Annotated in this window: 8 protein-coding genes; 4 read left to right on the forward strand and 4 right to left on the reverse strand. The window is 68.4% G+C overall.

What is annotated here, in order from left to right:
* Nucleotides 1-9: 9 nt before the first annotated feature.
* Nucleotides 10-3864 carry a polymorphic toxin-type HINT domain-containing protein gene (locus tag WAB15_RS35940; RefSeq protein WP_407288857.1) on the reverse strand — a complete coding sequence of 1285 codons (3855 nt, stop codon included), beginning with the start codon at nucleotides 3862-3864 and terminating at the stop codon, nucleotides 10-12.
* 572 nt (nucleotides 3865-4436) lie between these two features.
* Here WAB15_RS35940 and WAB15_RS35945 point away from each other — a divergent pair.
* The 4 genes from WAB15_RS35945 to WAB15_RS35960 all read left to right on the forward strand — a co-directional run bounded on the left by WAB15_RS35945 (nucleotide 4437) and on the right by WAB15_RS35960 (nucleotide 9418).
* Nucleotides 4437-4940 carry a hypothetical protein gene (locus tag WAB15_RS35945; protein WP_399145525.1) on the forward strand — a complete coding sequence of 168 codons (504 nt, stop codon included), beginning with the start codon at nucleotides 4437-4439 and terminating at the stop codon, nucleotides 4938-4940.
* A gap of 210 nt (nucleotides 4941-5150) precedes the next feature.
* Nucleotides 5151-6710, forward strand: a complete 1560-nt coding sequence (locus tag WAB15_RS35950) for a S1 family peptidase (RefSeq protein WP_407288858.1) — start codon at nucleotides 5151-5153, stop codon at nucleotides 6708-6710.
* Nucleotides 6711-6840: 130 nt separating this feature from the next.
* Complete coding sequence (locus WAB15_RS35955) at nucleotides 6841-8730, forward strand: trypsin-like serine peptidase (protein WP_407288859.1); 1890 nt, start codon at nucleotides 6841-6843, stop codon at nucleotides 8728-8730.
* Nucleotides 8731-8812: 82 nt separating this feature from the next.
* Complete coding sequence (locus WAB15_RS35960; protein WP_407288860.1) at nucleotides 8813-9418, forward strand: hypothetical protein; 606 nt, start codon at nucleotides 8813-8815, stop codon at nucleotides 9416-9418.
* Nucleotides 9419-9564: 146 nt separating this feature from the next.
* On the opposite strand, the gene WAB15_RS35965 is transcribed toward WAB15_RS35960, so the two are convergent.
* The 3 genes from WAB15_RS35965 to WAB15_RS35975 form a co-directional block, all read right to left on the reverse strand.
* The gene (locus WAB15_RS35965; RefSeq protein WP_407288861.1) at nucleotides 9565-10119 is read right to left on the reverse strand and encodes a hypothetical protein; all 555 of its coding nucleotides are present in this window, start codon (nucleotides 10117-10119) and stop codon (nucleotides 9565-9567) included.
* 437 nt (nucleotides 10120-10556) lie between these two features.
* Nucleotides 10557-12080 carry an aldehyde dehydrogenase gene (gene adh / locus WAB15_RS35970; RefSeq protein WP_407288862.1) on the reverse strand — a complete coding sequence of 508 codons (1524 nt, stop codon included), beginning with the start codon at nucleotides 12078-12080 and terminating at the stop codon, nucleotides 10557-10559.
* A gap of 68 nt (nucleotides 12081-12148) precedes the next feature.
* Entirely contained in the window at nucleotides 12149-13462 is a 1314-nt protein-coding gene (locus WAB15_RS35975; RefSeq protein ID WP_407288863.1) for a GAF domain-containing protein, read from the reverse strand.
* Nucleotides 13463-13531 lie beyond the last annotated feature (69 nt).

A 13531-nucleotide genomic window follows, 5' to 3' on the forward strand; every position in this document is an offset into this window, starting at 1 on the left:
GGGGGCAGGTTACGGGAGTGGATAGAACTGGCCAACGACGCCGTCTCCGAAGCCAATAACGTACTGGCGTCCCTGATACTCTCCGTATATCTTGTCCCACTTCCCTTGGGCGTATTCCGGATTGCTCAGCTTTCGCTGATTCTGCCGCATCACTGCAGATATCGCATCCTGGACGTCCTCAATGCTCATCCGCTTGTCGAACAAGGTGTTACTGCCCGGATTTCCCCGAAGGTAGGAGGGGTGATGACCTTCGAGGATATGAGTGAGGTCCTGCTTCCTCAGCAGGAAGGAGTTGTCCCCGAATGTGAAACTCTGACTCTGCCACCTCTTGAGGGTGCCGCCAACCCCGCAGTTCGCATTGTGAACGAGTACCGGCGTGGCCCCCGCCAGCACGTAGTAGGTGTGGAGATCATCGACGGTGAGGTTGTAGGTGCGTGCGTGCTTGTCGAAGGGGCGATTGGCTTGGACGGGAACGGTGGTTCCGCCGTTGCTCTGGAGGGTTGTACCCGGTGTGAGTTGCTGCGCCTTGAGCCAGCGGTGCCGTGACTTGCTCCAGAAGGGGTGCTCGTAGGTGGTGGTGAGTTTCCGTGGGCCGTCGGGGGTGGTGAGCGTCAGTTCGTTGAAGTGTTTGTCGTCTTCAGTGACGATCCGGCGCGTGACCTTGCGGGGTGTGGTCTCGCCGCTTTCGGGGTCGGTTGCGAGCACCTTGTCGCCTGGTCCGACGTCCTCGATGTTGCGTGTGGAGGCGTCGCCCATGAGGACTTTGGTGCCGGCGGGGAAGCACTGCGTGCATCCTTGGTCGAGGGCTCGCAGGGCTTCGTAGGCCCTGGAGAGCAGTTTGAGTTTGGCGCCGAAGGCGGCGTCCCGCGCGAGTTGGATACAGGCATCGAAGTCTCCGGTGTGCACGCACTCCTGGAGCATGCCGATGCCGAGGAGGTCCTTCTCGAATTTCCAGATCTTCTCGAGACCGGGTTCGAGTTTCGTTCCCGCGGCGAGGATGGTGCAGTAGCCCTCGTTGCGTATGCACCAGCTGGGGAAGTTGTGGGCTGCATCGCAGCCCATGACTCCGCACATGTACTGGTCGCGGGCGATCTTTCCGGGGTCCTTGGCGGCCTTCTTCTTGGCTTCGGCCTCGGCCTTGCGCTGGGCTTCCGCCTCGGCCTTGAACTTGTCGACGGCGATGTCGAGGGCTTCGTTGGCCGCCTTGTGGGCGGCGGTGGCGTCCTTGCCCGCCGCCGTGGCCGAGTCGCGGGCGCGGCGTGCTTCGGCCCATGCGGTGTTGGCGGAGACGTGCGCCAGTTGCGCGGAGACCGCGGCGTCGGCGGCGGAGGTCGCGGCGTTGGACGCCGCGTGGTTGGCGTCGGCCTCGGCCTTGCGAGCGGTCTTGGCGGACTCGGCGGCACGTGTCGCGGAGGCTTCGGCCTCCTTGGCGGACCTGGCCGCGTCGGCGGCGGAGTTCTTTGCCGCATCGGCCGAGCCCTGGGCCTGCTTGGCGTACTTCTTCGCCTCCTCGGTCTTGTGCACCGCGAGGGCGGCGACCTTGCGGGCCTCGGCGGCGTTCTGTTGAGCGGTGGCCGCGGTCCGTGCGGCTTCGGCGATGAGCTGCTGGACGCGTGCCTTGTGGGTGGCGGCCAGCAGGTCCTTGCGCTGGGCGGTGTACTGCCCGGATTCGATGAAGGAGTGCAGCAGCTGCGGCGGACTTTCCAGGGCGACGCGGCCCGCGGCTTTCATCTCCGGCCCGCCGCTGTTGATCAGCTGGGCGGCGCGGACCCGCTCGTCCTCCGTGCGGGCGGTGTACTGCCCGTTGGCCAGGAACTCGTAGTACTTGTCAGTGGATCCGGAGTTCAGCGCGGCCCTGCCCGCCTCACGCACTCCGGGACCGCCGCTATTGATGACCTGCGCGATCTCGACGCGGAAGTCCTCTGCGCCAGCCCGGTACTGACCGTCCGTCAGGAACGCACTGACCTGCGCTGCGTCACCCTTGAGGGCATGCTCGGCGGCGTTGCGCACCGATTCCAGGGGGCTTTCTCCGGCCAGGCGCCCGACATCGACCCGGTCGTCCTGCTGCGCGGCCTGCTTCCAGCCGGTCCGGACGTACTCGGCGACTTCGGTACCGCTGCCGCCCAGGGCTTCCTCGGCTGCCGCCTGGCTCCAGGGGCCACTGGACTTCATCGCCAGCAGCGCCACCTTGCGACCCTTGGCCACGACGTCCTTGGTGTCGGCGCCGACTTGACCGGCTTCGGCGGCCAGGCGCTGGGCCTCGGTCTGGAACTTCTTGAGTTCCTCGGCCGCCTTGGCCCGGTCTGCCTGCAGTTGGTCGTTGTCCGCTTTGAGGTCCTTGGCGCGCTCGATTCCCTCGTTGGTACGGGTGAGGATCTCCGCGGTCTCGAACTCCCGCGCCAGGCCGTAGATGTCCTTCGCCTTGTCGACCGACGCGCTCGCGGCGTCCGCGTCCTCCTGAGCGGCCTTGGCGGCCGCGTCGGACTTCGTCGCCGCACTCGCCGCCTCGCCCGCGTGGTCGGCGGCCTCATCGGCGGCGTCGGCGGCCGCGTTGGCGTGCTTCGCCGCCGACCTGGCGGCATCGCGCGCCTGACCAGCGGCGGTTGCCGCCTTGCGGGCCAGGGAGGTGGCGGCGTTCGCGGCGCGGGTGGCCTCATCGGCATGGCGACGGGCCGCCGCAGCCGCACGCCGCGCCTCGGCAGCATGCGCATCGGACTGACCGGCGTAACTCCCCGCCTCCTCCGCGGCGCTGGCGGCAGCCCGGGCGTTGGCCCCGGCGGCAACGGCGTCCTGGGCGGCATCCCCGGCAGCCGTCGCGGCCTTGTTCGCCTCATCGGCGGCGTCCGCTCCCGCGCTGGCATCCTTCGCCGCGGCCCGGGCGTCGGTAGCCGCCTTCCGCGCTGCGGAGGCATCGCTGGCGTTGGTGGCGGCGGCGGCCGCGGCACCACGGGCCCGGGAAGCGGCCTGGGACGCACCGGCAGCGGCAGACGCTGCCCGAGCCGCGGCGTTCGCCGCGATGCGCGCCGAATGCGTGGCCGCACGCGCCGCGCCGATGGCCTCCTGGGCGGCGGCCGCGGCCTGCGAAGCCGCTGTCGCCGCACGCTGCGCCGCCGCAGCAGCCTTCCGGGAGTCGCCCTTGGCGGCCTCGGCCGCCGTCGCCGCCTTCTTGGCCTCCTTCTTGGCCAGTTCCGAGGCCGTTACGGCGTGTGCCGACGCCTTCTTTGCGGCCTCGGTCTCCGCTTTCGCCCGCCGGCCCGCCTCCCGTGCCTGGGCGGCCAACTCCGCGACTGAGGTCTGCTCCTCATCACGGGCACGCGCCACGTACTGGCCGACCTCGAGGAACTCCCGAATATCATCCGCGGAACCGTTGAGCGCAATGCGGCCGGCTGTACGGACCTCCGGACCGCCGGAATTCAAAATCTGTGCAAGCTCGACCCGCTGATCCTCATCACGCTTGCCGTACTGGCTCTCGTCAAGGAATTTCCGGACGTCTTCAGCGGAACCGTTCAGTGCAGCACGCCCGGCCTCCCGAACACCGGGACCGCCCTCATTGATGATCTGCGCAACCCGAACCCGCTGGTCTTCCGTAAGCGGACCCTGCCAACCGTCCTCCAGGAACGCTTCCAGATCCGCGGGAGATCCGTCGAGCGCCTTGCGCGCGGCCTCCTGCAGCGCCCGACCGCCCACGTTCGCCTTCTGAGCGGCGGCCACCCGGTTGTCCTGGAAGGCTTCGCCGTCGGCCACCACGAAAAACTGCAGGACGTCGTCGTCACTGCCCGCCAAGGCGACTTCCGCGGCGGCCTTGACCCCTGGCCCCCCTGTCTTCCACTGCTCGACGATCCACGCCCGCTTGGCGGAAATCACCTCAATAGGAGGATCGCCGGAATCCGTGGCTCCGTCTTCCGCCCACGCAGGCGCAGGCATGAGCAAGCCCGCCAACAATGCCAATAGCAGGCCCAGGTGCAGGGCACGTAACGCGCCGTTCGCCCTGCCTTTGCTCCCTCTGGAGCGCGTTCTTCGCCTCAAGGAATTGCTCTTCCCGCTGGTCGGCAAACCTCGTCTGCCGGATATCGAATATCAGCGAGAGGAGCATATCCATGCTACGGGCTGCGGCATCGGCGATATTTTGAGCCAACCAGTGAAAGGAAATGGTCGCAGTGGGGAGTTTCCACCCCTGCGGAATGCTGAATGGTCGGGAAGGTGCCCTCGTGGGTTCCTGTTCCCCGGTGATGCTCATGGCCAAGCGGATGGACTTTAGCATGCAAATGCGCAGCAAGAGTCCATTGAGTGACTCACGTCACATTGCGTTGATTCTTCGCAAACAATAGCTGTCCGATTTTACCTGTGGTTTCATGATACTTTCCCTTAGCTCTTACGCTGTCATGACAACTACGGGGGCTGCGGATGCGCCGTCACCCACCCTGGAAGGACCGTTGGTGAGATCTCGTACCCGCAGCCTGTTACTTGCTGCCGGCCTCTTCAGCCTGCTCGGCGCCGCGATCGGCCTGCCGTCGCTGCACTCTGCCTCCGCCGCCCCGACTGGGGTGACCGCCGGCCAGGAACCTCCCTCTGCGGTGGAGGGGTTCGACTACCCGGACGCGGCGAAGATCCTCGCGGACAAGAAGATCAAACTCATCAAGGGCGACGGCCACCTCCTGCTCGCCGACTGCGGGAACTCGCCCCAGCAGATCAAGGTCTGGACGCGCGGTGGCGACTACTGCTTCCTCGCCAACGCCCAGCGCGGCTACGTGACCCTGGAAGTCCCCAAGGTATGGGCACTGGAGACGGCGAGCCACCCCATCAGCGCCGACATCACGTCCCGCGGCAAGACCGAGACGGTCAACGTGTCCAAGGCCGGCCCCCAGGACGGCTATCAGAGCGTCGGTGAAGGTACCGCCAGCGACCCGGCCGTACTCGTCGAACTCCGCGTCACCGGCTGAACCGCGCCGATAGCCCTCCCGCGCCTCGCGCACCCGCCCGCGCGGTACCCGCCTTGATGAGAGCAGGGGCCTGCTGGTTCGACCAGCCACGACTGCGACGCTCCTGGCCTGCTCCGCTCCAGGGGGCCCATGCGGTAACTGACGTCAAAGGAACGAAACATGTCTGGCATACGTCCACGCCGAGCGTGGATGACGTTAACCATGGCCGCCATGGTCGCGAGCAGTGCGCTGATCACCGGATCGGCACACGCCGTCTCGGGTGAGAGCGTCACGGACGGCACCTATGCGTTCACCGCCAAGATCGACATCGAGCGCGACGGCGGCAAGCGCAGCTGCTCCGGCGCTTTGGTCGACAAGCAGTGGATTCTCTCCGCCGCCCGGTGCTTCGCGGCCGCCCCTGACAAGGACTTCAGGATCGACGAGGGTGCTCCCAAGGGGAAGGTGACCGCCACCGTCGGTCGTACGGACCTGTCGGGTGAGGCCGGCAGCGTGGCGGACGTCGTCGAACTCGTCCCCTACGCGGGGCGTGACCTGGTGATGGCCCGGCTGGCCAAGCCGGTGAGCGGAGTCACCCCGGTGGCCATCGGCACGAACCCGGTCGCCCCGGGGGAGCAGTTGAACGTGGTGGGCTTCGGCCGCACCAAGACCGAGTGGGTCCCCGACAAGCTACACGCCGCCCCGTTCATGGTGGACACCATCCAGGACAAGGCGATCGGCATCACCGGCAAGGACGCGGCGGTGTGCCAGGGCGACACGGGCGGTCCGGCTCTGCGTGACAGCGGTGGGCGCATCGAGTTGGTTGCCGTCAACAGCACGTCCTGGCAGGGCGGTTGCCTGGGCACCGACCTGGCCGAGACCCGCACCAGCGCCGTGGATGTCCGGGTGGACGACCTGGCCGCCTGGGTGCAGGGGGTGCGCTACCGCCCGGTCTTCGCCGCCGCACCGTGGGGGAAGGCCACCCACATCGCCTCGGGGTACTTCACCGGTGGCTCGGCCGGCGGCACCCGGCACATGGACATGATCGTGCGCTGGAACGACGCGGAAGTCACCCTCTACCAGGGCTCCGACGACAAGGACCCGCGACACCCCTTCTCCGCCGAGTACCAGCTGGCCAAGGCACCGGCACCGGGCAAGACGAGCATCTGGCAGCACGTCGAGCAGATCACCGGCGCGAGCTTCGGTGGAGGCTCGGACGGGCTGGTCGTGCGCTGGGACGATGGGGAACTGACCCAGTACACCCATGTCGACGCCCAGGGCTTCCACGGAGAGAAGCAGCTCGCCAAGGCCAAGAACACCGTGTGGAAGCACGCCCAGCAGATCACCGCGGGCCGTTACTCGGCCAATCAGCAGCGTGACGATCTGCTCGTGACCTGGGACGACGGCCGCGTCACCCTCCACCCCGACCTGGACACCAACGGCGTGGCGGACAAGGCCCAGAAGCTGCTCGTCAACAAGAACACGACCTGGTCGCACGCCACTCAGATCAGCGCCGGCGAATTCACCGGGAAGCGGACCGCCGATCTGCTGGTGCGGTGGTCGGACGGCGAGGCCACGCTCTATGCGGGTGTCGATGCCGCCGGCTTCCACGGAGAGATCAACATCCGGCCGAAGAAGTCCGCCTGGCTCAACGCGACCGTCGTGAACGCGGGAGCCTTCGTCGCCAACGAGCGACCGCATGACGTCATCGTCCGCTGGGCCAACGGAAAGCTCGGGCTCTATCCGGCCGTGGGCGCTGCGGGAACACCCGACGAGGTCAAGATCGTCGGATGAGTCGCCACCGCGCGGTGCGCCGGGACGGCCAAGCCTGCCCTGGCGCACCACGCGGAATCGACGCTGTATCCCAGTGGGCCCCGCCCACTGGCCCCGTCCTCCGCAGGCTGACACCACATCGGAAGCTTCCGTGAAACGCATACCGTGGATGCGCACCACCACCCTGGCGCTGTGCACAACGCTCGCCCTCGCCGCCCCGGCCGTCGCCCGACCCCACGGGGGACCGGGCCCTGGCACCGAAACCGCCACCGCGAGCACCCACCCTGCCCCTCCGGGCACCGGCCACGATTCCGCACAAGGCAGCACCGAAGAGCCGGTCGCCAAGGCGCGTACGGCACAGCAGTACTGGACCCCCGAACGCATCCGCGCCGCCGTTCCGGCAGACGCCTCGCCGTCCCGCACCACCGGCAGCCAAATACCCCCGGGAACGGGGCAGCGGCACAAGAGGTCACTGGCGAACGAGCCGACCCGCCAGGTACCCGAGGGTGTCGCCACGGTGGGCGTGTTCTTGATCCGCAGCACCGACGGCTCACCCACGCCGGACCAGTTCTGCACCGCGAGCGCCGTGGCTTCACCGACCAAGAGCCTGGTCATCACGGCGGCCCACTGCCTCAAGGGCGACCATCGCCAACGGGACTTCGCCTTCGTACCCGGCTACCGCACGGGCGCCTCGGCGAAGGGACAGGCAGGGGAGACCCCTTACGGCATCTTCCCGGTTCAGGAGGGCAAGATCTGGATCGACGCCCGCTACCGTGCCGCAACGCCCGACGACGACGTCGACTTCGCCTTCCTGCGCGTCGGCCCGAATGCCGACGGGAAGCTTCTGGAGGACGCCGTCGGACGGGGCAACGAACTCACCTCCGTCCCCACCGCGAGGCTCGCACGCAAGAACGTGACACTCGTCGGCTACCCCGGTGGCCAGAAGACCCCGCTGCAGTGCACCAACGACACCACCGCCTTCCAGGGCCGCTTCATGGAGATCGCCTGCGACGGCTTCCGCTCCGGCGTCAGCGGCGGCCCGTTCCTGGAGAACTTCGACGGCCGCCGAGGCGACCTCACCGGCACCATCGGCGGCTACAAGACCGGTGGCCCGTACGACCACACCAGCTACACCTCGCAATTCGACGAGGACGTCCTCCGGCTCTACCGGCAAGCAGCCACCGGCGCCCCACCGGACCCTGAACCGAGCACCGGCCCTTCCATGGGCAGCGCCGACACCTGGACCCACGCCAGGGTCATGACCACCGGCCGCTTCCGGCCTGCATCGGTACGCAACGACGTCAGCGACCTGATAGTGCGCTGGTCCGACGGCGAACTCTCCCTCTACCCCGGCAACGGCACATACGGCTTCGGCAAGGACGTCCAGCTCGTCAAGGACAAGACGTGGCAGCAAGCCGCGGTCATGACTGCCGGTGACTTCACCGGAGGAGCCAACGACGACCTCCTGGTCCGTTGGGCCGACGGCAGGCTGACGCTCTACAAGGACGTCACCGAAGACACCAAGCTGGCGGACAAGGTGGAGCTCAAGGGCCCCAACGACACCTGGGCCCACGCGAGCGCCATTGCCGCCGGGCGCTTCGGCGGAGGAAACACCCGCAGCGACGACCTCGTGGTCACCTGGACCGACGGAGAAGTAACCCTGTACTCCAACGTGGACGCCAACGGGCTGCACGCCGAGAAGCAGCTCGTCAAGCCGCCCGACACCACCTGGCCGCATGCCCGGGACATCTCAGTCGGTGACTTCCGCCCCGACACCGGAGACCAGGACCTCTTCGTCCGCTGGAAAGATGGCGAAGTCACCGCATATGAGAACATCGCCGCTGCAGCCTTTGGACGCGAACACCGGTTGCGGCCGGCCAAGTCCCCCTGGCGTCAGGCGTTGCTGGCCACGGTCGGCGCCTTCGGCGGCCCTCCCGGTCAGAACGACATCGTCGCACTCTGGCCGGGAGGGAAACTCAGCCTCCACCCCGACGCCACCAGCACATCCCTGCCCGCCGAACGCGTTTTGGTCCCCCAGTAGTCTCCGCGGCCTTCGGTGCCGCCACGATGCTGTTCGTCTTGGTGTTGCCGAGCCTTCATCCGCCGGTCGGAGGCGGCGGGGCATGAACGCCACCGCTCCGCCGCTCAGCGAAGCCCGCATCCTGAAAGAAGCCTGCCGGGTGCGGGCTGCCGGGATCAAGAACTACTTCGACTCCCGCGCCGGCAAGGGCAAGGGGACGCGGCTGGACTGGCCGAAGTGGCGCAAGCGCAAGCACGGCTGCCGGTTCTGCTACGACGCCGGCCGCGCCAAGCCGTTGGACGCACGCACGGTCCGCCTCCTGCCATCGGGGACGTGGCCACGCGTGAGGGCATGTCCTGGATCACTCACCGCATGGCCACCGGGCAGGCACATACTCGGCGCCACGATCCGGGAACAGGCCGGACGCTGGTGGATCTCTTTCCAGGTCGAACGACACCGACGCAGACCTAACATCGCAGAACATCCCCTCCTGCACCTCCTGGAAAGCGGGGTGCCATGTGCCTGGGGAAGCCGGGGCGGCAGGCCACCGGCCCTCGACCGCGAGACCTATAAGCAGCTCAACGCCGTCGAGCGCTGCATCAACCGGCTCGAGCAGTGGCGCGGCATCGCCACCCGCTATGAGAAGACCGCAACCATCTACCTGGCCGGACTCCACATCGCGGGCAATTTCCTCTGGTCCGCACGCTGATCAAAACGAAACGGCCTACGTCAGAACCTGGTCCGGCTGGGCCTACGTCGCCTTCGTCCTGGACGTGTTCTCCCGCATGATCGTCGGACATGACGCCGTTCTTGTGGGTGAGGCAGTCGGCGCGCCTGCCAATTGCCACTACCCACTCATTTCGTTCTCAGCTTGCGGCTTCCGGCGCGGTTCTTCGCGATGGCTCGCGTCTTCTTGGTGTTGGCTGACTCGGCGAGCAGGGCGAGTACCGCCGGCGACGTCGACTCCTCGGCGAGGACGCGCTGCATCCAGTCCGTGACCTTCGCCAACTCGGCCGCTGTCGGCACGTGACCGTCCTTGATGGATAGGTAGAACAGCCAGTCGTGGATGCGGCGGCGGATGAACTCGCGGTACCCCTCCGTCTTGAGCTGGTCGATCTCTGGCAGTAGTTCGGCCGACCACTGCTGGAACTCGGCAGGACCGGTCACCTTCATCGCGATCCTGTCCACGAGGGCGACCACCGCCGTCTTCGACCCCATCTCGTGGGGGTCGCGCAGGATCGTGGCCACGATCGCGCGGTCTCGGTCGCGGCTCCGCGAGGAAGCGGTCACCGAGACGACGCGTTGGTACGCGGACCCTCGTACGTGCTCGTCCGCGACGGCATCGTCGACGTCCACGTCGAGGATGCCGGCCCCCGCTAGCAACTCGGCCACATCGGAATGCAATGTCATCGCTTCATCTCTTCTCGCAGGGCCGAACTCCACATCGCGGGCATCTTCCTCTGGTCCGCACGCTGATCCAAACGAAACGGCCTATCTATATGCCTGGCCGTTGCCGGGATGGCTGGCGGCGTGGAGCTGAGGCGCGAGCCGCGCTCGCCACGACCGGTTCCGATTCCGCCGGTCCTCGTCCGCATGCTCCGCGAACACATAGAACGCTTTGGCCTGGCACCGGATGGACGCGTGTTTCATAACGCGGCTGGGAACTACATCGATGCCTCGGCGTACGGCATGACGTGGCGCCGAGCACGTGAGGCCGCGCTCACCCTCGATGAGCTTGCCCTTGAACTGGTGCAGCACTAAGGGCAAATTTCATCTCGCGGCCCAGGTGCATCCTGACAAGGGCGCCTGCCGGGCATCTGCCCTGGTCAGGCGCCCTTTCTTTGCGTCTAGAAGAAGCCGAGCCTCTTCGGCGAGTAGCTCACCAGCAGGTTCTTCGTCTGCTGGTAGTGGTCCAGCATCATCTTGTGGGTCTCGCGGCCGATGCCGGACTGCTTGTAGCCGCCGAACGCCGCGTGTGCGGGGTAGGCGTGGTAGCAGTTGGTCCAGACCCGGCCGGCCTGGATGGCGCGGCCCGCGCGGTAGGCGGTGGAGCCGTCCCGGGTCCAGACGCCCGCGCCCAGGCCGTACAGCGTGTCGTTGGCGATGTCGATCGCGTCGTCGAAGTCGTTGAACGGCGCCACCGCCACCACCGGGCCGAAGATCTCCTCCTGGAAGACCCGCATGCTGTTGTTGCCTTCGAGGATCGTCGGCTGGACGTAGTAGCCGCCCTCCAACTCGCCGCCCAGTTCGGCCCGGGAGCCGCCGGTCAGGATGCGGGCGCCTTCCTTCTGGCCGATGTCCAGGTAGGAGAGGATCTTCTCCAACTGGTCGTTGGAGGCCTGCGCGCCGATCATGGTGTCGGTGTCCAGCGGATGCCCCTGGACGATCTTCTCCGTACGGGCCACACCGGCCGCCAGGAAGGTGTCGTAGTGCCCGCTCTGGATCAGCGCCCGCGACGGGCAGGTGCACACCTCGCCCTGGTTGAGGGCGAACATGGTGAAGCCCTCCAGTGCCTTGTCCTGGAAGTCGTCCGCCGCCGCCGAGACGTCGTCGAAGAAGATGTTGGGGCTCTTGCCGCCCAGTTCGAGCGTCACCGGCCGGAGGTTCTCCGAGGCGTACTGCATGATCAGGCGGCCGGTCGTGGTCTCTCCGGTGAAGGCGACCTTGGCGACCCGCGGGCTGGAGGCGAGCGGCTTGCCGGCCTCGACACCGAAGCCGTTGACGATGTTCACCACGCCCGGCGGCAGCAGATCCGCGATCAGGCTCATCCAGAAGTGCACCGAGGCGGGGGTCTGTTCGGCCGGCTTCAGGACCACCGCGTTGCCGGCGGCCAGCGCCGGGGCGAGCTTCCAGGAGGCCATCAGGATGGGGAAGTTCCAGGGGATGATCTGGGCGACCACTCCGAGCGGCTCGTGGAAGTGGTAGGCGACGGTGTCCTGGTCGATCTCCGACAGGGAGCCCTCCTGGGCGCGCAGGGCGCCCGCGAAGTAGCGGAAGTGGTCGACGGCCAGGGGGATGTCGGCCGCCAGGGTCTCCCGTACGGGCTTGCCGTTCTCCCAGCTCTCGGCGACCGCCAGGGCCTCCAGGTTCTGCTCCATCCGGTCCGCGATCTTGTTCAGCACGGCGGCGCGGTCGGCGGCGGCGGTACGGGCCCAGCCGGGCGCGGCGGCGTGCGCGGCGTCCAGCGCGCGCTCGACGTCCTCGGCGGTGCCGCGCGCCACCTCGGTGAACGGCTGCCCGGTGACCGGGGTCGGATTCTCGAAGTACCGGCCCAGCGCGGGCGCCACGAACTCGCCGCCGATCCAGTGGTCGTAGCGCGGCAGATAGCTCATGACGGCATCGGCGGAACCCGGGCTGGCGTAACGGGCCATGGGGCGGCCTCCCATATCGCTCTCGGCACCAAGCCCGCCGCTCCCGTGCGGCGGGCGTTGTGCGCAGGCTAGAGCGGACGAGGTTGCGCGGACGTTGCGGCGCGCACGGCGGCCGGCGCCGGGCCTTTGCCGCCGGTCAGGCCGTACGCGGCGCGCAGCCGATCGGCGGTGGCCCGGGGGGCGGCCCGGGCGGGGGAGCGCTCCGGGAGGGCGCCCACGAGGGCCTCGAAGATCTCCAGGTCGTCCTCGCCCCAGGGCGTACGCGACCACTCGCGCAGCAGTTCGGGATCGCCCGCGGCGAGCAGTGCGCACCGCATCCGGTCCGCCAGCGCGTCGCGCAGCCGTCGCACGCCGGGCGCCTCCGACAGCGGCAGCAGCGGACCGGGATAGGCGCCCAGCGCGGAGCGCGGATCGGCGGCCGCCAACTGCTCCTCGACCGTGCCGAGATCGGTCTCGACGGGCCGGCTCAGACGGTACGGGCGGGAGTGCAGCAGCGCACCGACGAGCTGGCGCAGCCGGGACAGCTCGGCCCGCAGCGTCACCGGGCGCATCTCGCGTTCGCCGTACAGCAGCAGGGAGAGCTGATCACCGGTCAGGCCCTCCGGGTGCCGGGCCAGCAGGACCAGGATCTCGCTGTGCCGGCGTCCGAGCCGCAGCCGCTCGCCGTCCACGACCAGCAGCGCCTCGTCCCGGCCCAGCGCGGTCAGAAAGACACCGGACTCCGGCGCTCCGGAGGCGAGATGGGCCTCCGCGGCGCGTGCCGTGGCCTGCACCAGGGCCAGGCTGTGCGGGCTCGCCAGATGGTCGCCCCCGGTGATGTCGACCGCGCCCAGCAGCCGCCCGGTCCGCGGATCGTGCAGCGGGGCGGCGGCGCAGGTCCAGCGCTGCACCTGCCGGTTGTAGTGCTCGGCCGCGAAGATCTGTACGGCGTGATCGGCGGCGAGCGCGGTGCCCGGGGCGTTGGTGCCGGCGTGCCGCTCGTCCCAGCGGGCGCCCACGACGAAGTTCATCCGCTCGGCGTTGCGCCGCACCCCGCGGTGCCCCTCCACCCACAGCAGCCGGCCCTGCGGATCGCAGACCGCCAGCAGATGCGCCCCGTCCTGCGCGAAGCTGCCCAGCAGCTCCCGGAAGACGGGCATCGCCCGGGCCAGCGGATGCCCCTCCCGGTAGGTCCGCAGCGCGCTCTCGTCCAGCTCGATGGGCGCGGCCCCGTCGTACGCGGCCCGGGCGTCGGCCGAACGGCGCCAGGAGTCGGCGACCACCTGGCGGACCGGCGGTGCGACGGTCGGATCGGCCAGGAACGCCGCATGTGCCCGCCGCACCGTACGGGTCCGCTCCACCGGATCGGCACCGGCCTCCATCGCCAGCCAAGGGTTGACCACGTGTCACCTCTCCAGAAGCGGCTCCTGCACCCGTACGGCCGATGGTGCTCGTACCGGCGCGGGCCGTAA

This window comes from Streptomyces sirii (genome assembly GCF_045690365.1).
Lineage (GTDB): Bacteria > Actinomycetota > Actinomycetes > Streptomycetales > Streptomycetaceae > Streptomyces > Streptomyces sirii.

Excerpts from the sequence above, each read along its gene's own strand:
- WAB15_RS35965 (WP_407288861.1), bottom strand. The coding sequence starts at position 10,119 with ATGACATTGCATTCCGATGTGGCCGAGTTGCTAGCGGGGGCCGGCATC.
- WAB15_RS35960 (WP_407288860.1), top strand. The coding sequence starts at position 8,813 with ATGAACGCCACCGCTCCGCCGCTCAGCGAAGCCCGCATCCTGAAAGAA.
- adh (WP_407288862.1), bottom strand. The coding sequence starts at position 12,080 with ATGGCCCGTTACGCCAGCCCGGGTTCCGCCGATGCCGTCATGAGCTAT.
- WAB15_RS35950 (WP_407288858.1), top strand. The coding sequence starts at position 5,151 with ATGGTCGCGAGCAGTGCGCTGATCACCGGATCGGCACACGCCGTCTCG.